The organism is Arthrobacter sp. EpRS71 (assembly GCF_001512285.1).
Lineage (GTDB): Bacteria > Actinomycetota > Actinomycetes > Actinomycetales > Micrococcaceae > Arthrobacter.
Genome location: NZ_LNUV01000006.1, coordinates 976,504 through 999,176 on the forward strand (window position 1 = coordinate 976,504; position 22,673 = coordinate 999,176).

Sequence of the window (22,673 nt, forward strand, 5' to 3'; positions counted from 1 at the left end):
GCCCTCCTTCGTTGCTTGGCCTACTGTTCGGGTGGCTAGTCTTTCAGATTCGGGAACTCTTCCTCGGTGTACTCCACACCCAACCCGGAGGGCAGCGGACCGTCGCCGTGCCTGGCTACTTCGGTCCCGCGTAGCTCCACGCGCCTGATTTTGCCGGAAATCGTCTTGGGCAGCTCGCCGAATTCCAGCCGCCGGATCCGTTTGAACGGCGCCAAATGCTCCCGGCAGTAGCGAAGAATGTCCTCGGCTACCGCCGGTCCGGCTTCATAGCCCGCAGCCAACACCACAAACGCTTTGGGCACCGACAGTTTCACAGCGTCAGGCGAAGGCACGACGGCGGCTTCCGCCACTGCGGGGTGTTCGATCAGGACGCTTTCGAGTTCGAAAGGTGACAAGCGGTAGTCGGAGGACTTGAAGACGTCGTCATCCCGGCCGACGTAGGTGATGACGCCGTCGGAGTCCCGGCTCGCCATGTCGCCGGTGTGATAGTAGCCATCGCGGAAAGCCTCGGCCGTCTTGGCTTCGTCGCCGAAGTAGCTCTTCATGAGTCCCACGGGCCGGGGGTTCAAGCGTAAGCAGAGTTCGCCGTCGTCGGCTTCGTTCCCGGTGACCGGGTCCACCAGAACCACGTCGTATCCGGGGAGCGGCCGCCCCATGGAGCCGATCTTCACCGGCTGGGTTGGTGTGTTGGCGATCTGGACTGTGGATTCCGTTTGGCCGAAGCCGTCCCGGATGGTGACGCCCCAGGCCTTTTCCACGTGGCCGATGACCTCGGCGTTGAGTGGTTCGCCGGCAGAGACCACTTTGCGTGGAGGGTGGGTGAGTTGCGTGAGGTCGGCTTGGATGAGCATGCGCCAGACGGTGGGTGGGGCACAAAAACTCGTGACGCCTTCGCGGCCCATTTGGTTCATGAGGGCGGAGGCGTCGAAGCGTTCGTAGTTGTAGATGAAGACGGTGGCTTCGGCGATCCATGGTGTGAAGACGTTGGACCAAGCGTGCTTCGCCCAGCCGGGGGAGGCGACGTTGAGGTGGACGTCTCCTGGTTCCAGACCTATCCAGTACATGGTGGACAAGTGGCCTACGGGGTAGGAGGTGTGGGTGTGCTCCACCAGTTTGGCGCGGGAGGTGGTGCCGGAGGTGAAGTAGAGGAGCAGTGTCTCGTCGGCGCGAGTGGGAGCGTCGGGCGTGAAGTCCGTGCCGGCGTCGTACGAATCTGCGTACTGTTGTGCCTCTGCGGCGGTTCGGTCGGAGCCAATTTCGATCAGCGTGTACCCGCCCTCGACGTCGGCGAACTTGCCGATGTTGGCGCTTCCGACAGCCACCCACTTGGCCGCGCCGCGCTCCACGCGGTCCTGAAGATCACGGGCCCCCATGAGGGTGGTGGTGGGGATCATGACGATGCCCAGTTTGATGCCCGCCAGCATGAGTTCCCACAGTTCAACCTGGTTGCCGAGCATGATGATCATGTGGTCGCCGCGGGCCACTCCTTGTTCCCGGAGCCAGTTGGCGAGCTGGGAGGAGCGTTCCGAGAGTTCCTTGAACGTCCGGCGGGTGGAGCTGCCGTCCTGTTCCACGATCACCAGGGCGGGCTTGTTGCCTCTGGTCTCGTCTGCTGCGATGTGGTCGAACCAGTCGAGGGCGAAGTTGAATTCCTCAAAGCGTGGCCATTGGAACTCGGCATGGGCCAGTTTGTAGTCTTCGCGCAGTTCCAGCAGCCTGTCCCGGGCCGCACGGAAGTCGTCTGTGACTGTCATAGTCCGCCTTTCGCCTTCGGAATTCCCTGGCACCTTCGCCGAAGCATCCCGCCTAGTGATCCACATCACCTTGCAATATACTAGGACATCCAAGGGTTTGGAAGAGCCCATGCGGGACATGACGAAGGGGTCTAATGCTCGACGAAAAAGCTGCCGGCACCGTTACCAACGGTGCGGCATCAGAACGCGTCCTGCCTCCTTACCCGGAGGCGGACTTGATGCACGTCATTGACCTGCTCCCATCAGAGGAGCGCACGAGGTACCTCGAGACCAGGGAATTCCTGCAAACACGCATCCGGGCAGCGAGCATTGAGTACTGGAACCGGGAGGAGTTCCCGTTCGGGCTGCTGGCTGACATGGCCAAGTTCGGGCTGGGTGGGCTTCAAACGGATGGTTCCTCAAAGCTGTTCAAGGGCCTCATGTACACCGAGGTGGCCCGCGCGGACGTGTCGCTGTCCGCGCTGGTGGGCATCCACAATGAGCTCATTGTCGGCATGATTGATGAGCTCGGCTCGCCGGAGCAGAAGCGCAAGTGGCTGCCCGGCCTGGAGGCTTTTACCCACCTGGGAGCCTTTGCGCTCACCGAACCGGACCACGGTTCCGACATCGCCGGAGGACTCTCGACGACGGCGCGGCGCGACGGCGGCGAATGGGTCATCAGCGGTGCCAAGCGGTGGATTGGGGCTGGGACGATTGCCGACTTCGCGTTGGTCTGGGCCCGGGACGAGTCCGACGGGCACATCAAGGGCTTCATTGTGGAGACCGACCGCCCCGGGTACACGGCCACCAAGATTTCGAACAAGATCGGCCTTCGCATCATGCAGAATGCGGACATCGTCTTGGACGAGGTCCGCATTCCTTTGGAGAACCTCCTGCCCGGCGCCACGGAGTTCTCCCGCGCCAACGATCTTTTGCGCGATTCCCGGGCCTGGGTGGGATGGCAGGCCGCAGGGATTCAATTGGCGGCCTTTGATATTGCCCGTTCCTACGCGTTGGAGCGCAAACAGTTCGGCAAGGAACTGGCACGCTTCCAGCTCGTCCAGCAGCAGCTTGCCGACATTCTTGGCAATGCCAACGCTTCGCTGTCCATGATGGTGGAGCTTGCCCGGATCCAGCAGGCCGGGAAACTCGAAATGGTGCAGGCCGCCATGTGCAAGGCCACCACTACCCGGCTGGCCCGCTCATCCGTGGCGATGGGCCGTTCCTTGCTGGGCGGGAACGGCATCACCACGGACTACGAGATGGCCAAGCTCTTTGGCGACGCCGAAATCCTCTACACCTACGAGGGCAGCTACGAGATCAACTCCATGATCGTGGCCCGCGCGGTGACGGGAAAATCGGCGTTCGTCTAGGTCCTGACTGCTTGGGCGGGGTCTTCCTGGGCCGGGTCCGGATCCGGAGGCGTAGCAAGGGCCGCGTGCTCGGCCAGGACTCCGGTGTGGTGCCTGATTCGGAGACGGTAGAGGAGCGTTCCGCCAATGACTACTGCCGCAACGAAAATGACGCCGCCCCATTGCAGGTACCACTCGAACGGTGGCACCGAGTTGTAAATCTCAGGCCGCGGCCACACCAGGTTCAGGGTCATGGCACCGCCCCACAGCACGGCCAGGATGTTGACGGGGAGCCCCCATTTGCCGAGGCTGAATCCCGGTTCGGATCCATCGTCCTTCAGGGGCCACTTCTTGAGGAACCGGCGCCGCAGCATGGGCACGGTCACCAGCAGGTAGGACAGGTAGATCAGGACGATGCTGATGCTGGAGAGGATGGTGAAGATGGCCGGCTGGGAGATGTTGACGATCAGCGGAATAACAGCCACGACGCCAATGACGATTGCGGCCACGGTGGGGGTTTTGCGGGTGGGGTGCACTTTGCTGAGCTGGCGGCTGAAGGGAAGGTTGTTGTCCCTGGCCATGGCAAACATCATCCGGATGGCTGCTGCGTGGACGGCCAAAGTACACACCACAACAGCTACCACGATGCACGCGAGGAAAGCCTTGCCGAAGGGGCCACCCAGCACCGAAAGCACAATGTACTGCAACCCGCCATCAGCGGCTCCGAGCTTGGGATCGGAAAGATCCGGTGCGGCCAGGATTCCGCCCAGGAGGAGCAGCCCTCCCAGGAGGAAGGATGCCGTGACGGCGCGCAGGATCGCCCTGGGAGCCGTCTTCTTGGGGTCCTTGGTTTCTTCACCCAAGGAACTGGCGGTATCGAATCCGTACATGACGTAACCGGAAGCCATGGCGGCAATGAGGAACACTCCAAAGAAGCCCAGCGGATGCTCTTCGCCGAAGCCAGCGGTATCCAGGAGGACTTCGGGTCCACGCACGGAATGCCAAATAAGCGCCGCAATGAGCAGGACGGCAGCAACCAGTTCCACGAACACGCCCACGCTGTTAATCATGGTCATGAGTTTCACGCCGAACGCGTTGATGAGAGTGGAAATGCCGATCATGATGCTGGCCAGGAGGACCCCGTTGACGGCAAAGTCGTAAGGACCCGTGCCGTCGCCCACCAGTTGGAAGCCGCTCCAGATCTGCGGCAGGGTTATTTGGAGGGCCAGGGCAACAGAACCCAAAGCCATGATGGAGGAGAGCAGCAGCAACCAGCCCGCCAACCAGGCCCACGTTCCGGTGGAGAGCCTCTTGGCCCAGTTATAGACCGATCCCGCTACGGGATAGCGGCCGGCCAGTTCCGCAAAACACAGGGCAACCATGAGCTGGCCAACAAAAACGATGGGCCACGACCACGCATAGGCGGGTCCCGCCGTCGAAAATCCGAAGTAAAACAGTTGAAAAACGCCGGTGAGGATGGAGATGTAACTGACGCCGGCGGCGAAGCTGGCAAACTTTCCGATGCTGCGGTCAAGGGTTTGGGCATAGCCAAACTCGTCCATGCCGCTTGCATCGCTCTTGCAGGGTCCTGTTTTGCTGGGTTCTAACATTCGAACTCCTAATTCAGACATGCATGAATGGTGATAGCCCGCGGCCGCCATTGGACGCAGTGGATATCAAAAGCCGGGCACCACGGTGTGCCTACGGCCGTTTCCCCCATTTTTTGTTGCGTGGGTCTAAAAGCAGGGTGCCTGTTCAGGCGTGGGAGAAGCTGAAGTCCGCCTCCGTCGTCGTGGTTTCTTCCGCCCGGCTGGCACTGAGGTGGGCCTTGATGAGGTCCGCACAGCGCTCGCCGATCATCATCACGGTGATGTTGGGGTTCACGGTGACGTGTTCCGGCATGACGGAGGCGTCCGCCACGCGCAATCCTGTGACGCCCTTGACGCGCAGTTCGGGATCAAGGGGAGACATGTCGTCGTCCGCAGCTCCCATGCGAACGGTGCCAACGGGGTGGTAGACGGTGTTGTGTGTTTTGCGGATGTAGTCCTGAAGCTCCTCGTCGGTTTGTGCCTCGATGCCGGGGGAGAGTTCCCGTCCGGTCCACTCGGCCATGGCCGGCTGCGCCGCGATTTCCCGGGCCTTGCGGATGCCGGCCACCATGACGCGCATGTCGTGCCCCTCCGGATCGGTGAAGTAGCGGGGGTCCACCATGGGCTTGTCGCGGAAGTCCCGGCTGCGCAGGCGAACGGTCCCGCGGGAGCGCGCGTGCGTCACGTTCGGAGTGAGGCTGAAGCCGTTCTCCGTGGTGGGGTAACCGTAGCGCAGGGTGTTCATGTCGAAGGGTACGGAGCCGTAGTGCATCATCAGATCCGGGCGGTCCAGGCCCTCTTCGGTGGGAGTGAAGATACCGATTTCCCACCACTGGGTGGACGACTGCACCATGGGCTGCTTCGCTTCGAACTGCACCACGCCCTCCGGATGGTCCTGCAGGTGCTCGCCGACGCCGGGAGAATCCACCAGGACCTCGATGCCATGCTGCTCAAGGTGCGCGGCCGGGCCTATGCCGGAGAGCATGAGGAGTTTAGGGGAGTCGATGGCGCCCGTGGACAGGATGACCTCGCGGCGCGCGTTCAGCCTGTGCGTACGGCCGAAGGCCGAGTCAACGACGTCGACGCCGGTGCAGCGCTTGTCCGCGTCGAACACCAGTTGGCGGGCCCGCAAGCCGGTCAGCAGCGTGAAGTTTTCGCGATCAACGATGGGGTGGATGTAGGAGACCGAACTGGACGAACGTGTCCCGTCCGAGCGGCGGTTGATCTGGAAGAAGTTGGCGCCGTTGATCACGGTGGTGCCGTCATTGAACTTTGCCCGGGGGATGCCGGTCTGTTCGCAGGCGTTGAGGAGCGCGACGCCGGCGGGATCTTTCGGGGGAACGTTCATCAAGTGCACCGGACCATCATGGCCGTGATGCGGAGCGTCCGGGCCGGCGTCCTCGTTGCTTTCCAAGCGCTGGTACAAGGGCCAGGCGGCGGCAGCGTTCCAGCCGGTGGCGCCGTACTTTGACTCCCACTCGTCCAGGTCTTCGCGGGGAGCCCAGAACGCGATACAGGAGTTGTGGCTGGAGCAGCCACCCATGACCTTGGCGCGGGCATGGCGCATGAACGAGTTGCCGTTTTCCTGCGGTTCCACCGGGTAGTCCCAGTCGTACCCCGATTCCAGCAGTTCCATCCACCGGTCCAGTTGCAGGATCTCGGGCAGGTTGCGGTCATCCGGGCCGGCTTCCACCAACGCCACGGTGATGGCGGGGTCCTCGCTCAGCCGGGCAGCGACGGCAGCTCCAGCAGACCCGCCGCCAATGACGACGTAATCGAACCCGCGCTCGCTGAGGTTATCAATGGTGTCGACGTGCATCTAGTTCTCCTTGCCGTGGTCTGCGAACCAGCCGGTGACCTGCGGGCTGGTGTTCTGGTAGATGTGCTTGGCTTCCTGGTACTCACCGAGGCCGGTGGGGCCGAGCTCGCGGCCAACGCCGGACTGCCCGAAGCCGCCCCACTCGGCCTGCGGAAGGTAGGGGTGGTAGTCGTTGATCCACACCGTGCCGTGGCGCAAACGGCCCGCAACGCGCTGGGCTTTGCCGGCGTCCTGGGTCCAGACCGCGCCCGCCAGTCCGTAGATGGTGTCGTTGGCGGTGGCCACGGCTTCGTCTTCCGTGCGGAACGTTTCCACTGTTACTACCGGGCCAAAGGCTTCGTCGATCACTACCGACATTCCCCGGGTCACGCGGTCCAGAACGGTCGGCTGGTAGTAGAAACCGGCGTCGAAGGCTTCACCGTCAGGGGCCGCGCCGCCGCACCGCAGCCGCGCGCCTTCGGCCACGCCACGCTGAACGTAAGCGTCTACCTTCTCCCGGTGTGCGGCGGAAATCAGCGGTCCGGTTTCGGCGGACTCATCGAACGGGCCGCCGATACGGATGCCCTGTGCCTTGCGGACCAGTTCGTCCACGAAGCGCTCGGCGATGGATTCCTCCACCACCAGGCGCGCACCGGCGGAGCAGACCTGGCCCGAGTGCACAAAGGCGCCGTTCAGCGCATTGTCGACGGCGGCGTCGAAGTCAGCGTCAGCGAACACGACGTTGGGGTTCTTGCCGCCCAATTCCAGCGCCACCTTTTTCACGGTGCCGGCTGCGGCGGCGGCGATGCGCTTGCCGGTTTCCAGGCCGCCGGTGAAGGAGACCAGATCGATGTCCGGGTGCTCCGAAAGGGGTGCTCCCGCTTGTGCGCCGGGCCCGGTCACCAGGTTGGCGACACCGTCCGGGAGGCCCAGGTCCTTCAGCAATTGCATGGTGAGGATCGCGGTGGACGGGGTCAGCTCGGCAGGTTTCAGGACGAAAGTGCAGCCGGCGGCCAGCGCGGGCGCGATCTTCCAGGCGGCCTGCAGCAGGGGGTAGTTCCACGGTGTGATCAGTCCGCAGACGCCCACGGGTTCGTAGACGATTTTGCTCACGACGGCGGGGTCCCCGGCGTCCACCACTCGGCCCGCCGACTGCCCGGCGAGCCTTCCGAAGTATTCGAAGCAGGCGGCGATGTCATCAATGTCGATGCGGCTTTCGATGATTCGCTTGCCGGTGTCCAAGGATTCGGCGCGGGCGAACTTTTCCCGGCGTTCGCGCAGTTCCGCGGCGACCTTGAGTAGGAAAGCGCCGCGCTCAGGAGCGGGGACGTTTGCCCAAACACCGGAATCGAAGGCTGCGCGGGCTGCGGAAATGGCTCGCTCGGCGTCCTCGCGGCCGGCTTCGGAGACGGTGGCGACCAGTTCTCCGTCGGCCGGGTTGCGGATCTCGCGCACCGCACCGGACGCGGCCGGTTCCCACGCGCCGTTGATGAAAAGGGTGGAGGCGGAATCGGAAAATGTGGCTTGGGTCATACGAAGCAGGCTAGTGCACTTTGAACATCCGTTCAAGGAAATTTATGAACAAATGTTCAAAGTGACGTACCCATCCCCGCACCCGCCCGCTACGAATCACTGACATGAAAAAGCTCGGACTCCGGACCAAAGGCCCCGAAACCATGGCAGCGCTGGCAGGCGTGGTGTCGGCCGCCGTCGTGCTCGCCGTTGCCGAGCTGATCGGCGCATTCTTCACCGCCAGGGCGACCCCGGTGTTCGCGCTGGGATCCACCTTCATCGACTTCACGCCGTCGTGGATGAAGGACTTTGCGATCGCCACATTCGGCACCAACGACAAAGCCGCGCTGTTCGTAGGAATGGGCGTCACCATCGCCGTACTGGCCTGCGTTCTGGGCGTTGTGGCCTACAAGAAGTGGGCACTTGGCGTCCTGGGCGTGCTCTTCATGGGCGCGGTGATTGTGGCAGCCGTACTGACCCGTGCCGGTGTGGGGCCCGCCGACGCCATCCCCTCAGTGCTGGGAACCATCGCCGGTCTGATCGTCCTGCGCCGTCTCATGCTGCCGTTGTGGCGGATGAAGGCGTGGCCGGAAACCCCCGCTGACGTAGCGGCCGACGCCGATACCCAAGTTGGGGGCGCCGGCACCAGCCGCCGTCGTTTCTTCGCTGCTGCCGGTATCACCGCGGTAGCTGCCGGAATCGCGGCGACCGGTGGGCGGCTGCTCGGAGCTGCGCGCAACAACATAGCTCAGGCCCGTGATGCCCTCACGCTGCCGTCGCCCGTCAAGGCTGCGCCCCCTGTTCCAGCCGGCGTCCAGTCCCCGGTGGCAGGAGTCTCCTCGTGGCTGACGCCGAACAACGAGTTCTACCGCATTGACACCGCCCTGAGCGTCCCGGAAATCAACGTCGAAGACTGGGTACTGCGGGTGCACGGAATGGTTGAGAAGGAAGTAACCCTCACCTTCCAGGACCTGCTCGACGCCGATCTGATCGAATCGCACGTCACCCTCACCTGCGTCTCCAACCCGGTGGGCGGAAAGCTCGCCGGAAACGCCAAATGGCTGGGCATGCCCATCCGCGAAGTCCTGGCCATGGCCAAACCGAAGGAAGGCGCGGACATGGTGCTCTCAACTTCCATTGACGGCTTCAGTGCCTCCACCCCGCTGGAGGTCCTGCAGGATGACCGCGATGCCATGCTGGCCATCGGCATGAACGGTGAGCCCCTTCCCATAGAGCACGGATACCCTGTGCGGATGGTGGTTCCGGGACTCTACGGATTCGTCTCCGCCACCAAGTGGGTGGTGGACCTGGAAGTCACCCGCTTCGCCGACAGCAAGGCTTACTGGACAGAACGCGGCTGGTCAGAGCGCGGCCCCATCAAGACCATGGCACGCGTGGACGTGCCTGGGTCCTTCGCGAAATTGAAGGCAGGGAAGGTGGCCGTGGGTGGCACCGCATGGGCGCAGACCCGCGGAATCACCAAGGTGGAAGTACAGATCGACGACGGCGACTGGGTGGAAGCAACCCTCTCCACCGAAGCATCCACCATCACATGGCGCCAGTGGTCCTACGAATGGGACGCCACACCCGGCATGCACTACGTCAAGGCCCGCGCCACCGATAGCACCGGCGAAGTCCAGACGGACAAGCGCGCCGACCCTGTACCGGACGGTGCCTCGGGCTGGCAGTCCGTGGCAGTGACGGTGGAGTAACTGTTCAGCCTGGCTCGACCTGGGTCCTCCCGCCGAGGGTGTTCCACACTTCCGTAAGTTGGACCGGAAACTGTGTAGCGTTTAGGGCAGTTTTGCGGGCGGGTCTTACGGGAATTCTGGTTCCGCAGAATGACGCGAGTTTTGCTTAGCGCTATTTGGGACTGCTTGGCGGCCGGTGGAGGACCGGCTTACGGGCACTCTAAGCATTGTGGCCAGAAGCTGGCCCATGGAGGCCTGGCCCTAGCTTGCGCTACCCGTGCATGCAGGTATGTTGTTGCAATGCGAAAGCGAAGCGCCGCAGGCCTCGGAACAGATGACAGGATCTTCATCGAACTCGGGACACCCGATGTAGTCACAGCGTTCCTATCGCCGTGAGGGACGACATCGTATGCCCAAGGTGCGGGCAAGACTGGGTCAAACCATATCGAATTGTAAAGACCGGCGATCTCTTTCAGCACTGTAATGAATGCGACGCGGTTTGGGCCATAGGAATTGAACCCAATTTGAAGGCTTTTTGGGACTTCAGAGCATTCATGGCTACGCGTGGGTTGTCTGACGTGGAGGACGAAATAGAGAAATTCAAGTGACGTAGCGAGGAGGGGATGGAGTGAGTAACGCCGGGCAAATAGGCATCGAACTCAGCGAAGACGAGGCACTGGTGCTCTTTGACTGGCTGGCCCGATTCAACGAACGCAAGGATGTTGATTTTGCTGACCCAGCCGAGCGGCGCATTTTGTGGGACATTGAATCTTCGCTCGAATCGCTACTGATACAGCCATTCTCAGAGGACTACGCCTTGCTGCTGGCTGAGGCTCGAAGCCGTCTCGTGGACCCGAGCCCATCTTGACCCGTGTGTGGTAACCATGAGGAAGACCATGCAGGAGCGAGGGCTGGTGCTGGTGCGTCGAGCGAGCACTCCTTCCTTGTTAGGAACGGATGTCCGGTAAAGGATCCTCAAACTGGACGAAAATTTTCCAAGACCTCTGGCCGTGCAAGAATCGCGGCATGAGTGAGGATGAGCGACATGCGAGAGACGAGTTAGCAACACTTGAGGCCCTTTTGCAGGCAATGGACCGACGCGATGAAGTGTTCCAGGTGGTTGACGATTCAGAGACAGTGGATGAAGCAATCCTTCGTGTGGGTCAACTGTTGGGCATCGGAGCCGTGAGCAGCCGGGCGGTCATCGACCTACAGGTGAGAAGGTTCACCGGAGGCCAGCGCCGGGCCATGGCTTCTCGCGCAGGAGAACTTAGAGCAATTTTGCTTGATAGGGGCTAAGTGTGCGCGGTGAAGGATCCCGTTCCGTGCTGTTGGTGTGGACTGACTTGACTCCTATATCTATATAGCTAGATTAGTGCCATGGAGAACTTGGGGCGGGTCACGCCTGCCACTGCGCTTGTCCTCGAAGCCCTGTTGTCGGCGGAGAGTGTCTGGGGGCTTCAGATCGTCAAAGATACGGGTAAGAAGCCCGGTACGGTGTATCCCATTTTGGAACGTCTTGAGGCCGCTGGCTGGATCCAGGGGGAATGGGAGGTAACAGAAGAACGTAAGGGGCCTCGCCGGCGTTATTACCGGTTGTTGGCTGAGGCGCGTCCTCTGGCTCAGGAGTTTGTCAGGGCTCAAAAGTCGAAAAATACACCGAGCACGCGCCCGTCGCCTGCTTTCACTGAGAGTGCATGGAGTGAGGCATGAGACGCCAAGAGGCAATCCTTGCTGCTTGTTTAGCGCTGACGCCTGCACGGTATCGGTCTGTCCGGGAGGAACAGTGGCGCGCAGATCTCCGTGACGGTCCAGGGATGGGGATATCAACTTCTGCGCTGCTGTTGGGGGCCGCATGTTCGTCAGTGGCATCCCGGTTTTACGAGCTAAAACATCGTGGCGGCATCTTCCTGTCACGGATTACCAAGGGGGAAAATATGAAACTGGTACTAGGTGCACTTGGCGCGGCCGCAGTGTTGGCTGCTGTTGTTGGTGGCATTCAAACCAGTGCAGGCAACCGGCCCACTGACGGCGCGCAGTTGAAGGCTGCGATGGCTGAAGCCAAGATCGCAGGCTACGAGGGTTGGTGGAACTCAACGCACCTTGATGGCACCCCGGCAGGTCCGCCGGAGATAGTGGCAGTGAACACGAACACAGGAACTGTCGTGGACTACTTCAACCGGGCGAAGTATGACGCTGGCCAGCAGCTGACAGCAGATGACTCCGATTACGCCGTAGTCGCGGACCCCGCATGGCCCGTCAGTTCTGTGGTGATCATCGATACCGCCACAGGAAAAATGATTGACAGCTTCCCTGTGGACGAGAAGGGCCGGGTCATTTATACACACGAAGACGGCTCGAAAACCGTCGGATGATAGCCAGATGCTCGCATCCACCTGAGGAGCGGGCCATTCCCGTCCGTCTACCGTGGAGGGGTCATTAGCGTGCGCCTTTAGGCGGTTGCCGCTGTGAGGAGTTCGTCCGTTTCCGGACTCGGACGCTCTGGGAGGATGGGGGCGTTGATCAGGGACCGGTCGTAGACAACGAGGGCGTTGTTCTCGATGATCTGTTCTTTGGACGTTACGAGTCCTGTTCGCTTGTCGCGGGTCAGGCGAACCACTTTGTTGTGGCGGTAGACGTTTCCGTCTGCTTCGTGGAAGTAGGCGTCTTCTTCGCGGATGTGAAACTTCACCGTGGGAACGCGTTCGGCGCGCAATTCGCCACACAAGTGCTCTTCGGTGGTGGTGACAAGGAATTGGTAGGCCTGGTCCGTATCGTTGCGCACCCTGTAGTCCAGGTAGTTGTAAATGATCGAGGTCCCCGACCCGAAGGGGATCTGTCGGTTGAAGTCCGGGAATAAGTCCAGATCCCCGTGGTGGTGGTGTTCGACCACTGTCAGTTCGCTGTGCAGGACCATCCAATGCAGCAGATTGGTGAACTGGCACAGCCCTCCGCCGATGCCCGAGTCCGCCCGGCCGTGGTTGATGACCAGTCCCTCGCGGTAGCCTTTGGCTTCCGTGCAGCTGCCCACCAGTTTCCAGAATGAAAAAGTCTCTCCCGGGCGGATGACCATGGAGTTGATCAGAGGTGCCGCGATCCCAAGGCTGACGGCTTTGTTTTCCTGCAGGTGCAGGTCGACATTGCCCAGCTTCCGCCTGATCAGTGAATTGTGGCGATAAACCACCTCCGGCAAGACCTCGTGAGGGCGTTGCCTGGCAAAGGCGGTGGAAGAGAAGAAGTCCTTGGCCTTGCGCGTGATGATCATGCGCTGAACCGAGAGACGGTAGGTCAAGGGCGATACTTCGCAGAACAGCTTTCGTGCCAATGCTTCCCCAATAACGAGCCCGGAACCGGGCAGCCCGACGCCCGGAAATCTCGGCGTCAAACGTATTTTTTCAGACGTTGGATTAAACCCCAAAACCGTGACAACCCCGGCTTTGGCGAATCACACAAAAGCGCGACCACTTGCCTCACTCATGCCTTGGTTGGACCCGTGCACCAAGTTCGGTGAGGGATCAAGGACAGCGCCACGGCTGAATGCCGACGACGGCGGGTGCTGCCGCCGTCGTCGGCTTCCTACTCCCGTCAGTGAGTAGCGTTAGCCGAACACCCGGGTGCCTTCAGGCATCGCGGGCATGGAGGAGGCTCCGCCGCCGAGGTCCTTGTCATTGGCGGTCAATCCGGTGGGGTCGTAGTAGGCGGCGACCAAGCGCTGCTTGATGTAGCCCAGCACTATCTGCCCCTTGCTATCGCAGTTCCTGGCGGTGATGGCCGTGAAGTTCTGCCAACCATTCCCCGCAGCCGGGCGGATGGTCTTGGAGCTCCACTGGGTGGGTGTGGCGTCCGGGATGATGTACTGTCGCAGTTCGCCGGTGGTGAGCGTAGCCATCAACACGGCAGCGGGCTTGCCGTTGATCGCGATTGAAGGCGCCGAGCCGATGGATGTGATGGAGGCTCCACCGCCGAATACTTTGACCGTGCCGGTGATGGTTCGGGCGTTCGTGTCGAGGGTGTAGCGGTAGAGTTCGCCGCCGCTGGTGAGCCGGAAAATGAACTGCTGGCCCCGGACGTCGGCCGTTCCGCTGTAGGCGGTGGTGATGGACTTCTGGAACCACCCGTTACCAATAGTGGTGATCGGTCCGTCGATGGAGTGCTTCCAGGTGCCGTCCGACTGGAGGTCCTGCCGCTGGTTGTAGAACTTCGCTTTGCCGTCCGAGGAGGTGCCGAAGTAGGAGAACTTGCCGAAGGTCTCGTCCCCTAATCCGCCGGTCTGCGTCAGGTACGTCGCATCGAACGGGACGGGCGAGGACCAGCTGTTGTTCTCCCAGCGGAGCTTGCCGCCGCTAAGGAAGACTGCACCGAGATTTCCGTTCGGTTCGACGCTCAGCAGGCCGCCAAAGCAGTCGGCGGGCGTCAGCGTGGGAGTGGGGTAAGCAGTGGCAGCGAAGGCGGGAGCGGAGCCGGAGAGCGCCAGTGCGCATGCGGCGAGGCCGCCGAAGAGTTTCGTGGTGAGTTTCATGTGGGGACTCCTCATCGCACGTTGCGCCAAACCTGAACGGCCCTGGTGCCTGCCGGGCAGTTAGCGTAGGAGGTGTTGAAGCCTTGCGAGGCAGGCATCTGCCACCTCCAGGGCCCGGTCACGATAGCCTCATGGCCGGTGGGGACGTGACGGCACTTGCCCGCAACCTGATACTCAGTGCCCGGCGCATCGGAATTGCAAGTGCCTCCCACACTGTATTCGTAGTGGATCCAGACGTTGCAGTTGGCATAGCCATCGTTAGCCAACGCAGGTTGAGCCGTGAGCAACGCCCCTCCCATGAAGGCAAGGGCAGCGCTGGCAGCAAGAATTTTCTGAGCAATCTTCATGATGTTCCCCCGGGTCGGTTAGGTAGTCCCTTGATATTCGGGCACACCTGGTCCTCGCGCTATGGGGCGAACTACCCACGTGGTGTGCTCAGCGAGAGGCGAAAGCGATCTCTTCCGTGCGGGCAATGCCGCGCTGGATGGCCGCCTTGTCGATGCCCAGCAGCGTGGTGAGCCACATGCCGTTCTGCACCACAACCACGTCTGCCGCCCGGTCCCGGCATTCCTCAGGGGACAGCCCGGGAACGGCGTTGCCGATCAAGGCCGCAAGCCCCTGAAGATATCTTTCAAAGGCTGCGGCATTGATGCGTGCAAAGTCCTCATCCGCCTGGGCGAGGGCCCACAAATGAAGTCGGAGCGATAGGTACGGTGTGGTCAGGAGTCCCGGATCCGCAACGCGCCGAAGGGACTCCCGGAGTTGTTCGTCCGGTGTTGAGGTAGCTTTGGGTTCCACCAGCAGGAGGTCGTGCTCTTCGATCTGGTGGAGCACCGCGCGGATCAGGCTCGATTTGTCCGCGTAGTAGTAGTTCACAAGCCCCAGGGCGACGCCGGCTTCACGCGCCACAGCGCGCATGTTGATGCCCGAAATTCCGTGGCGGGACAGCAGTTCCAAGGCGGCATCGAGAATGCGTTTCTGCCTGTCAACCTGTTCGCCGGATTTCACGGTGCTTGTACCCATCCGGCCAGACTATTGCCTAACCCTGATCAGCGCATCCTGAGCTCTCTACAGGTACTTTTCTGCGTAAACCCGCAGGGCATCCCTGACGAACGCCGCCCCGGGTTCTCCGCCGTAATTGGCAGCGAACCGCGGATCTGCAACGTACATTTCGCCGAGTCCTGTGACGTAACCCTTGATGTCTCCGCCAGGTACCGCCGTCGGGGTTCCCGGGATGCCGCGAAGCCACTCAACGTGGCGCTGCGCGAGATCCTGCGCTTCAGCGCTGTCCGGTGAAACCCCGGATTGTGCGGCGACGATCCAGTCCGTGCCCAGTTTCTGGACGCGGTCCTTCCACTGCTGCTTTTTTTCGGCGCTCATTCCGCGCCACCAGGAATCACTGGCGGCGTAGGCATCCTTGCCCCAGCGCTCCTCCACCTCGTCCTTGTACTGAGTGTGGTCGAAGCCGTCAAACATGTTCTGTGCCATGTACTTTCCATCCCCTTTCATTGTGTCGATGGTCTGCCGAACGGAGGCGATCTGCCGGGTCAGCCTGTCCTGCTCCTGGGCGAGCCATTCCAGATGGCTGCTCAGCGCTTTGACGGTATCGGTCTCGCGGTCAAGAACGTCGGCGATGGCCGGAAGGCCGAGCCCCAGTTCCCGGAGCAGGAGGATTCGCTGCAGCTGAACCAGAGCCGGACCGTCATAGTAGCGGTAGCCGTTATGACCGGTCCGGCTTGGTTTCAGCAACCCGATGTCGTCGTAGTGACGCAGCGTGCGGCTGGTGGTGCCTGCGATCTTGGCGATCTCTTGAATTGACCAGTCCATACGTCCTCCGTCCTGTGCTTGTTCTTCGACAGTAGAGGTTGACGTTACGTCAAGGTCAAGGGGATGGTGGCAAGCACTTAGTCGGCCAGGATCAGGTAGAGCGCCCGGCGCGTTTCGTCCAGTTTCTCAATGGCGGCCTGACGCTGTTCCTCAGTGGCTGCTGCGCGGAACTGGTGGATGACGCCCATGAGCTTGCCGACGCTTTGGTGGAATGCGGCGCCGGTTCCGTCAGCCTCGGTGTTCCAGGCGTTGGCCAGTTCCTCTTCATGCTCGGCGATGTACGCCTTGCCGTCGTCGGTGAGCGTGAACTCGGTGCGGCGTCCTTCGCCAACAGCCACGATGAGTTCCTCATCCACCAGCTGCTGCAGCGTGGGGTAGACCGAGCCGGGGCTGGGACGCCAGGCGCCGGACGTCTTCTCGGCGATGGTCTTGATCAGGCCGTAGCCGTTGGACGGGGCTTCGGCCAGGAGCGAGAGAATCGCGGCGCGGACGTCGCCGCGGTTGGCCCTGCGCGACCCGCCGGGGCCGAAGCCCCTGGGCCCAAATCCGGGGCCGAAGCCGGGACCGAATCCTGGACCAAAGCCCGGACCGAATCCGCCTCCGCCGTGGCCGCCCGGTCCGCGCCGGCCCTTGCCCCGGTTGAAGCGGCCTCGGCCGTGCCCGTGCTCGGGGTGTCCGTGACCATGCTCGGGAAAAGTGTTGTCGTGTTCGTTGATGCCTTTCATAACAGCATCGTCCTTTCGGTTGAATGGTTCGCCAAAGGAGTATCGGCGATAGTTAACGATATATCGGTAACTATCGGGACGTCAAGAGGTTTCTTAAAGCACGACGGCGGGTGGCAGCTTCCGTAGGGAAGCCGGCACCCGCCGTCGTGAATGGTCTAACGCGACGTAGCTATTTCCACCAGGTATCGAAGATGGTGACCGGAACGGTGCGCTTGTGACGCGTGCGCAGGTACTTCTGTTCCAGCAGATCTGCCGCGTCCTCGGGGACGTCGCGGCCTTCAAGGTAGTCGTCGATGGTGTCGTAGGTGATACCGAGCTCGTCTTCGTCGGTACGGCCGGGCTTGTTGTCCAGGAGGTCGGCGGTGGGAACCTTCTCCCAAACCCGTGAAGGTGCGCCCAGCTCTGCCAGGAGTGCGCGGTTCTGGCGCTTGTTCAGGCCGAACAGCGGCAGGATGTCCGCGCCGCCGTCGCCGAACTTCGTGAAGAACCCGGTGACGGACTCGGCGCCGTGGTCCGTTCCGATCACCAGGTAATTGTGTTCGCCGGCCAGTGCGTACTGGGCGATCATGCGTGCGCGTGCTTTGGTGTTGCCCTTATGGAAATCGGAGATGGGGGCGCCGGTGGTCTTCTCGAACTCCTCCTCGAAGCCGTCCACGGCTTGGGAGATGTTGTAGGTCCACTCGGTCTTGGCCTTGATGAAGTCCAGGGCTGCCTGGGCGTCGTCTTCATCGTGCTGGATGCCGTAGGGGAGGCGGACGGCAACAAAGTTTGCGTCCACGCCCTCGGCTTCCAATTCCTCAACGGCCAACTGGGCGAGGCGGCCTGCCAGCGAGGAATCTATGCCGCCGGAGATACCTAGAACGAATCCCTTGGTGTGCGTCGCCTTCAGGTAATCCTTCAGGAAAGCGACGCGTTTGCGGACCTCCTCTGCGGGGTTGATCCGGGGCTGGACGCCCATTTCTTCAATGATCTTGGCCTGGAGTTCGCGCATGATCCAACACTAGTCAGCATGGTCACAAAGGCTCAACCATGTTGCCTGCTTCCAGCCCACATGTCAGCCCATGTGTCAGCTACGTTGAAGGCACCGGACCTGTGGAGCCGCGGACGGTGAGGTGGGTGGGCATGACGGAGCGGTTGCGGTTCCCGCCGCCGGCGAGGGGATTCAGCTGGGCCAGCAACATGGACACGGCCACACGTCCCGCCTGCTCAATGGGCGAGCTCATGGTGGTAAGCGGTGGATTGCAGAAGTCCGCCCCAAAGATGTCGTCACAGCCCACGATGCTCATGTCCTCCGGCACCCTCAGGCCACGTTCGCGGAGCCGTTGCAGCATGCCGATGGCAATGAGGTCATTGAAGACGATGCACGCAGTGACTCCGCTGTGTACGGCGGCATCTGCTGCGGCGGCGCCGGACTGGGTTTTGGGGGCGAACGGCCCGATTCTGCGGACATCCACTCCGCGCTCTTCGGCGGCTTCTGAGAGGGCGATCCAACGCCGGGCGCTGGACTGCGAAACGGCGGGACCGGAAACGTAGGCAACGGAGGTGTGGCCCAGGGAAATCAGGTGGTCCAAAGCCTGTGGCATGGCTGAGGGGGTGTCGATGATGACAGCTGGAACGCCGTCGACGTCACGGTTCACGGTGACCATGGGCATACGGGCGGCTGCCGCGGCCAGTGCTTCATCATTGAGGCGGGACGCCGCCACAATCACGCCGTCGGCACTCTTGCGCAGTTGCTCCAGCGTGCTGGCCTCCACCTCGTCCGATTCCTCGGTGTCAACCAGTAACTGAGTGTAACCGGCCGCCTTCAGTTGAAGCTGCGTTCCCCTGATGAGGTCGAAATAGAACGGGTTGGTGATATCCGGAACCAGGACGCCCACGGCACCTGTCTTGCCGGAGCTCAGTGCTTTCGCCTGGGAGTTGGGCGTGTAATTGAGTTCGACGGCGGCGGCCTGGATCCGCTCGCGGGTGCGGATATTGACGCGCTCCGGATTGGTGAGGGCCCTCGAAACGGTGGACGCTGCCACGCCGCACAGCGCTGCGATGTCGTGGATGGTGGCAGGCCGGCCTGTTGCCATGGGTTGCGTCGCCATGGGCGTTCCTCTCTGAACAGCAAACATGGGCGTTCCTCCCGGAACGACTCATCATCCGGCTGTGACTGCTGCCACACCGTCGACTAAGAATGCCACAGGATGGCAGCGATTGGCAATCGGTTGTCAAATGCGTGCCAAGATGGCTAAACTCGAGGAACAAGCCCCGCCTGTGAACTGCGTCACCGCGCCCCTCGTGTGCCGCAGCAGGACTACCAAGGAGATTTTGTGACTCAACCCAGTGCCGTGTGGAGCCTGTCCGGTTTCGGCGACGAAGTAGACCCCGATCCCGCCGTCCAGGCCGCCGTGCTGCTGGCCCTCGGTGCGAGCCACATTGAAGTCCGCAGCGCGTGGGGTACCAACGTTTCAGAACTCGAGCACGACGCTGTGCTGCGGCTCAAAACCATCCTGGACGAGAAGGGCCTCAAAGTTTCGGCTGTTGCCAGCCCCATTGGCAAAGTGGACGTCAGCCTGCCCGTGGAGCATGAGGTGACCCGGCTGCGCCAGATCATCTCCGTCGCGAAGGCCCTGGACACCAAGTATGTCCGCATCTTCTCCTTCTACCGCGGCGAGGAGCAGAGCCAGGAGGACATTCGCGACTCCGTCATGGAGCGCATGTCCGCCCTGGCTGCTGAAGCCGCTGCCAACGACGTGATTCTGCTGCATGAAAACGAGAAGGGCATCTACGGCGATACTCCGGACCGCGTCCTGGACATCATGGAGACGGTCAACTCGCCGGCGCTCCGGGTGGCATGGGACAACGCCAACTTCGTCCAGGTAGGCGTCAAGCCCTACACCGAGGGATATGCCATCCTGCGCCCATACCTTGAGTACCTGCAGGTTAAGGATGCCATCGCCACTACCGGTGAAGTGGTTCCCTCCGGCGAGGGCGACGGTGAACTGGATGCCACCATCAGTGCCCTCGCTGCCGACGGCTACAGCGGCTTCGCCTCACTGGAACCGCACCTGGCCAGCGCCCACGAGCTCGGCGGATACTCCGGCCCGGTTGCTTTCGGAATCGCAGCCCGCGCCTTTGCCGGCCTCGCCACCAAGAACGGCGTGGACCTGGTCTAAAAGCGCGGCACCCAGACAACCCGGCACGAACCTTCACCCAGCATTAACCTTCAAAGGAGCAGGTATGCCAACAGCAGCAATTATTGGTTGCGGCGACATCTCGACCATCCACTTTGCGGCCCTGGCCACCATGGACCATGCCGAGTTGGTGGCGGTCTGCGATACGGATCCGGAAAGGCTGAAGGCGGCGGAAGCCGCCCACGGCGTCCCCGGCTACGCGGACTACCTGGACATGCTCCAGGAGGTGCGTCCCGACGTCGTGCATATTTGTACGCCGCATCATCTCCACGCTTCGGTGGCCGCTGACTGTTTGGAGCGGGGCGTCCATGTGATCGTGGAGAAGCCGCTGGCCCATACGGCGGCGGAGGGGCGGCGGTTGATTGAGGTGGCGGAGCGAAGCGACGCGAAAATCGCCGTCTGTTTCCAGAACCGCTACAACGCGACGTCGCAAGCCATGCATGAACTGCTCGACGGCGGCACGCTGGGTCAGGTGATCGGCGCCTCGGCCACCGTCATGTGGCACCGGGATGGAAGCTACTACCGCAACCGCCCATGGCGCGGCACCTGGGCCGAGGGCGGTGGTGGTCTGATGATGAACCAGGCCATCCACACCGTGGACCTGCTGCAGTGGCTGGTGGGCGATGTTGCCAAGGTGGAAGGCCGCGCGTCCACCCGTTCCTTGGGCGGGGTGATCGAGGTGGAAGACACTGCTGAGTTCGTTGCGGAACACGTCAATGGTGCGCGCAGCGTCTTCTACGCAACGCTGGCCAACGCCGTGAATGCGCCGGTGACCTTGGACATCGTCACGGAGAAAGCGACGCTCAGCCTGCGGGGAGACCTCACGGTGAGTTATGCCGACGGCACGGTGGACATCATTCCGGAAAGGGTTGCTGACAGTGGTGGCAGGTCCTACTGGGGCGTGTCCCACGAGCTTCTGATTGCGGATTTCTACACCAAGCTGCAGGACGCCGGGCCGTTCTGGATCAACCCTGCCGAGGCCGCAAAATCCTTGAAGATCATCAAGGATATTTACGCGCAAAGCTACCCGGACATGGCTGGCCGGGTGGGTTAAGCATCCTCTTGGCAACAATCTTAGAAACTATTGACAATCGGTTGCCAAAACCTCGCAAAGTACGTACTGTAAATCTCACACCCAAGAAAAGTGTGGCGCAGGCCACACGCTCAAGCTCTGACTCGCATCAGGCTAAGACTCAGTAGGAGCCAACAATGAAGTTAGGTCCCAAGGCGGCAGCAGCCGCCATCGTACTTAGCGCCTCTCTGGCGCTCACCGCCTGTGGCGGCGGGAATGCCGGTGCCGGAACTGGTTCCTCTACCGGCACCAAAACCGTCACGGCCCTCACGCTGGGAACCCTCAGGGACCTCACCTCCTGGGACCCGGCCCAGGCTCACGTAGGCCACGCACTCCAGCCTTATCAGGCAGCCTACGACTCCCTGATCCTCCGCGAACCGGACGGCAAGCTCAGCCCCATGCTGGCAACCGCCTGGAAGTACAACGACACCAACACCAAGCTCACCGTTGACCTCCGGACCGACGTCACCTTCAGCGACGGAGCCAAGTTTGACGCCGCTGCGGCCAAAGCAAACATGGACCACTTCAAGAAGGCCAACGGCCCCCAGATGGCCCAGCTGGGTTCAGTGTCCGACATCGCCGTGGTGGACGCCGACACCATCGACATCAACCTCAGCGCACCGGAGCCGGCCCTGGAATACTTCCTCAGCCAGGCAGCCGGCCTCATGGGAAGCCCCGCAGCCCTGGGCACCGATGCCATCAAGACAGTCCCTGTGGGCTCCGGTCCGTACGTGATGGACAAAGCAGCCTCCGTCAAGGATTCCCAGACGGTCTTCAACGCACGTGACGGCTACTGGAACAAGGACCTCCAGAAGTTCAAGAAGCTCACCCTCAAGGTCCTCCTGGACCCCACCGCCCGCACCAACGCGCTGGTCTCCGGCCAGATTGACGCCACCCTCCTTGACCCCAAGAACGGCAAGCAGGCCGAAGGCGCCAAGATGAAGCTCGAAACCAACCAGGTTGACTGGTCCGGGCTGCTCCTCCTGGACCGTGACGGCACCAAGAACCCGGCCCTGGCCAACGTCAAGGTCCGCCAGGCCATCAACCACGCCTTCGACCGCAAGACCATCCTGGATCAGGTCATGTTGGGCCAGGGCACCCCCACCTCGCAGCCGTTTGGCAAGGACAGCGGCGCATGGAGCGAGGAGCTGGAGAACTACTACAGCTACGATCCCGAGAAAGCCAAGCAGCTCCTGAAAGACTCCGGCTTTGAGGGCAAGGTCAGCATCGACGTTCCTACACTTCCCGGTGCTGAAACCCTGATCTCGGTCATGAAGCAGCAGCTTGCCGATGTGGGCATCACCCTGAACCCGGGCGCAGCCATCACCAACACCTTCACCTCGGACGTTGCCGCCCAGAAGTACCCGGCACTCTTCTACAACCTCTTCCAAGGGCAGCCGACTGTAGCGATCGACCAGATCGTCTCCACCAAGGCCCTGTACAACCCCTTCAAGACCACCACCCCTGAGCTTGAAGCCAAGATCGCGGCCGTGCGTACCGGTGGTGCAGATGCCGGCAAGCTCGCCCAGGAAGTCAACAAATACGTGGTGGAACAAGCCTGGTTCGCCCCGCTGTTCCGCGTGAACCAGATGTACTACCACAACGACAAAGTGAACGTCACGCCGCAGATCCAGCAAGCCGTTCCGTCCATCTACAACTACTCGCCCGCCAAGTAG

Annotated in this window: 21 protein-coding genes; 9 read left to right on the plus strand and 12 right to left on the minus strand. The window is 61.9% G+C overall.

Translation table 11 applies throughout. The features are described from left to right. Positions 1-35 precede the first annotated feature (35 nt). On the minus strand, positions 36-1,754 hold the full coding sequence (locus AR689_RS14845) for an AMP-binding protein (RefSeq protein WP_062071353.1): 1,719 nt from the start codon (positions 1,752-1,754) through the stop codon (positions 36-38). 134 nt (positions 1,755-1,888) lie between these two features. On the opposite strand from AR689_RS14845, the gene AR689_RS14850 reads away from it, so the two are divergent. After that, positions 1,889-3,106: an acyl-CoA dehydrogenase family protein gene (locus AR689_RS14850; RefSeq protein WP_062071354.1), complete on the plus strand. Its 1,218-nt coding sequence runs from the start codon at positions 1,889-1,891 to the stop codon at positions 3,104-3,106. Here AR689_RS14850 and AR689_RS14855 read toward each other — a convergent pair. The 3 genes from AR689_RS14855 to AR689_RS14865 form a co-directional block, all read right to left on the minus strand. Beyond that, the gene (locus AR689_RS14855) at positions 3,103-4,695 is read right to left on the minus strand and encodes an APC family permease (RefSeq protein ID WP_062071356.1); all 1,593 of its coding nucleotides are present in this window, start codon (positions 4,693-4,695) and stop codon (positions 3,103-3,105) included. The genes AR689_RS14850 and AR689_RS14855 overlap by 4 nt on opposite strands. 145 nt (positions 4,696-4,840) lie before the next feature. Beyond that, positions 4,841-6,493: a GMC family oxidoreductase gene (locus AR689_RS14860; protein ID WP_062071357.1), complete on the minus strand. Its 1,653-nt coding sequence runs from the start codon at positions 6,491-6,493 to the stop codon at positions 4,841-4,843. Beyond that, a complete protein-coding gene (locus AR689_RS14865; protein ID WP_062071358.1) occupies positions 6,494-8,005 on the minus strand; it encodes an aldehyde dehydrogenase family protein in 1,512 nt (503 codons plus the stop codon). It lies immediately after the preceding gene. Positions 8,006-8,109: 104 nt separating this feature from the next. On the opposite strand from AR689_RS14865, the gene AR689_RS14870 reads away from it, so the two are divergent. The 5 genes from AR689_RS14870 (at position 8,110) to AR689_RS14890 (ending at position 12,050) form a co-directional block, all read left to right on the plus strand. Then, entirely contained in the window at positions 8,110-9,696 is a 1,587-nt protein-coding gene (locus tag AR689_RS14870) for a molybdopterin-dependent oxidoreductase (RefSeq protein ID WP_062071360.1), read from the plus strand. Positions 9,697-10,303: 607 nt separating this feature from the next. Next, the gene (locus tag AR689_RS14875; protein WP_062071361.1) at positions 10,304-10,543 is read left to right on the plus strand and encodes a hypothetical protein; all 240 of its coding nucleotides are present in this window, start codon (positions 10,304-10,306) and stop codon (positions 10,541-10,543) included. Between the two features lie 158 nt (positions 10,544-10,701). Further along, positions 10,702-10,974, plus strand: coding sequence for a hypothetical protein (locus AR689_RS14880; protein ID WP_062071362.1), 273 nt, complete (start codon positions 10,702-10,704; stop codon positions 10,972-10,974). An 81-nt stretch (positions 10,975-11,055) separates the two neighbouring features. Continuing rightward, positions 11,056-11,388: a PadR family transcriptional regulator gene (locus AR689_RS23770; protein ID WP_062071363.1), complete on the plus strand. Its 333-nt coding sequence runs from the start codon at positions 11,056-11,058 to the stop codon at positions 11,386-11,388. Positions 11,389-11,612: 224 nt separating this feature from the next. Beyond that, on the plus strand, positions 11,613-12,050 hold the full coding sequence (locus AR689_RS14890; protein ID WP_062071365.1) for a hypothetical protein: 438 nt from the start codon (positions 11,613-11,615) through the stop codon (positions 12,048-12,050). A 77-nt stretch (positions 12,051-12,127) separates the two neighbouring features. Here AR689_RS14890 and AR689_RS14895 read toward each other — a convergent pair whose 3' ends face one another. The 8 genes from AR689_RS14895 to AR689_RS14930 all read right to left on the minus strand — a co-directional run bounded on the left by AR689_RS14895 (position 12,128) and on the right by AR689_RS14930 (position 18,836). Next, entirely contained in the window at positions 12,128-12,967 is an 840-nt protein-coding gene (locus AR689_RS14895; protein WP_231745539.1) for a VanW family protein, read from the minus strand. A 306-nt stretch (positions 12,968-13,273) separates the two neighbouring features. Continuing rightward, positions 13,274-14,194: a hypothetical protein gene (locus tag AR689_RS14900; protein WP_062071368.1), complete on the minus strand. Its 921-nt coding sequence runs from the start codon at positions 14,192-14,194 to the stop codon at positions 13,274-13,276. Positions 14,195-14,205: 11 nt separating this feature from the next. Continuing rightward, positions 14,206-14,541, minus strand: a complete 336-nt coding sequence (locus AR689_RS14905) for a hypothetical protein (protein WP_062071369.1) — start codon at positions 14,539-14,541, stop codon at positions 14,206-14,208. An 88-nt stretch (positions 14,542-14,629) separates the two neighbouring features. Then, complete coding sequence (locus AR689_RS14910; RefSeq protein ID WP_062071371.1) at positions 14,630-15,217, minus strand: TetR/AcrR family transcriptional regulator; 588 nt, start codon at positions 15,215-15,217, stop codon at positions 14,630-14,632. Between the two features lie 45 nt (positions 15,218-15,262). Further along, positions 15,263-16,021 carry a MerR family transcriptional regulator gene (locus AR689_RS14915; RefSeq protein ID WP_062071372.1) on the minus strand — a complete coding sequence of 253 codons (759 nt, stop codon included), beginning with the start codon at positions 16,019-16,021 and terminating at the stop codon, positions 15,263-15,265. A gap of 77 nt (positions 16,022-16,098) precedes the next feature. Next, the gene (locus AR689_RS14920) at positions 16,099-16,746 is read right to left on the minus strand and encodes a PadR family transcriptional regulator (RefSeq protein ID WP_062071374.1); all 648 of its coding nucleotides are present in this window, start codon (positions 16,744-16,746) and stop codon (positions 16,099-16,101) included. 169 nt (positions 16,747-16,915) lie between these two features. Next, on the minus strand, positions 16,916-17,737 hold the full coding sequence (nadE, locus tag AR689_RS14925) for an NAD(+) synthase (protein ID WP_062071375.1): 822 nt from the start codon (positions 17,735-17,737) through the stop codon (positions 16,916-16,918). Positions 17,738-17,816: 79 nt separating this feature from the next. Continuing rightward, complete coding sequence (locus tag AR689_RS14930; RefSeq protein ID WP_062071377.1) at positions 17,817-18,836, minus strand: LacI family DNA-binding transcriptional regulator; 1,020 nt, start codon at positions 18,834-18,836, stop codon at positions 17,817-17,819. A gap of 225 nt (positions 18,837-19,061) precedes the next feature. On the opposite strand from AR689_RS14930, the gene AR689_RS14935 reads away from it, so the two are divergent. The 3 genes from AR689_RS14935 (at position 19,062) to AR689_RS14945 (ending at position 22,673) form a co-directional block, all read left to right on the plus strand. Beyond that, complete coding sequence (locus AR689_RS14935; RefSeq protein WP_062071378.1) at positions 19,062-19,907, plus strand: sugar phosphate isomerase/epimerase family protein; 846 nt, start codon at positions 19,062-19,064, stop codon at positions 19,905-19,907. 64 nt (positions 19,908-19,971) lie between these two features. Further along, positions 19,972-20,979 carry a Gfo/Idh/MocA family protein gene (locus AR689_RS14940; protein ID WP_062071380.1) on the plus strand — a complete coding sequence of 336 codons (1,008 nt, stop codon included), beginning with the start codon at positions 19,972-19,974 and terminating at the stop codon, positions 20,977-20,979. Between the two features lie 155 nt (positions 20,980-21,134). Continuing rightward, a complete protein-coding gene (locus AR689_RS14945; RefSeq protein ID WP_062071381.1) occupies positions 21,135-22,673 on the plus strand; it encodes an ABC transporter substrate-binding protein in 1,539 nt (512 codons plus the stop codon).

Coding starts and splice junctions, on each gene's coding strand:
- AR689_RS14890 (WP_062071365.1), top strand. CDS start 11,613: ATGAAACTGGTACTAGGTGCACTTGGCGCGGCCGCAGTGTTGGCTGCT.
- AR689_RS14945 (WP_062071381.1), top strand. CDS start 21,135: ATGAAGTTAGGTCCCAAGGCGGCAGCAGCCGCCATCGTACTTAGCGCC.
- AR689_RS14860 (WP_062071357.1), bottom strand. CDS start 6,493: ATGCACGTCGACACCATTGATAACCTCAGCGAGCGCGGGTTCGATTAC.
- AR689_RS14865 (WP_062071358.1), bottom strand. CDS start 8,005: ATGACCCAAGCCACATTTTCCGATTCCGCCTCCACCCTTTTCATCAAC.
- AR689_RS14900 (WP_062071368.1), bottom strand. CDS start 14,194: ATGAAACTCACCACGAAACTCTTCGGCGGCCTCGCCGCATGCGCACTG.
- AR689_RS14915 (WP_062071372.1), bottom strand. CDS start 16,021: ATGGACTGGTCAATTCAAGAGATCGCCAAGATCGCAGGCACCACCAGC.
- AR689_RS14920 (WP_062071374.1), bottom strand. CDS start 16,746: ATGAAAGGCATCAACGAACACGACAACACTTTTCCCGAGCATGGTCAC.
- AR689_RS14850 (WP_062071354.1), top strand. CDS start 1,889: ATGCTCGACGAAAAAGCTGCCGGCACCGTTACCAACGGTGCGGCATCA.
- AR689_RS14905 (WP_062071369.1), bottom strand. CDS start 14,541: ATGAAGATTGCTCAGAAAATTCTTGCTGCCAGCGCTGCCCTTGCCTTC.
- AR689_RS14845 (WP_062071353.1), bottom strand. CDS start 1,754: ATGACAGTCACAGACGACTTCCGTGCGGCCCGGGACAGGCTGCTGGAA.
- AR689_RS14930 (WP_062071377.1), bottom strand. CDS start 18,836: ATGGCGACGCAACCCATGGCAACAGGCCGGCCTGCCACCATCCACGAC.
- AR689_RS14855 (WP_062071356.1), bottom strand. CDS start 4,695: ATGTTAGAACCCAGCAAAACAGGACCCTGCAAGAGCGATGCAAGCGGC.
- AR689_RS23770 (WP_062071363.1), top strand. CDS start 11,056: ATGGAGAACTTGGGGCGGGTCACGCCTGCCACTGCGCTTGTCCTCGAA.
- AR689_RS14940 (WP_062071380.1), top strand. CDS start 19,972: ATGCCAACAGCAGCAATTATTGGTTGCGGCGACATCTCGACCATCCAC.
- AR689_RS14910 (WP_062071371.1), bottom strand. CDS start 15,217: ATGGGTACAAGCACCGTGAAATCCGGCGAACAGGTTGACAGGCAGAAA.
- AR689_RS14870 (WP_062071360.1), top strand. CDS start 8,110: ATGAAAAAGCTCGGACTCCGGACCAAAGGCCCCGAAACCATGGCAGCG.
- AR689_RS14880 (WP_062071362.1), top strand. CDS start 10,702: ATGAGTGAGGATGAGCGACATGCGAGAGACGAGTTAGCAACACTTGAG.
- nadE (WP_062071375.1), bottom strand. CDS start 17,737: ATGCGCGAACTCCAGGCCAAGATCATTGAAGAAATGGGCGTCCAGCCC.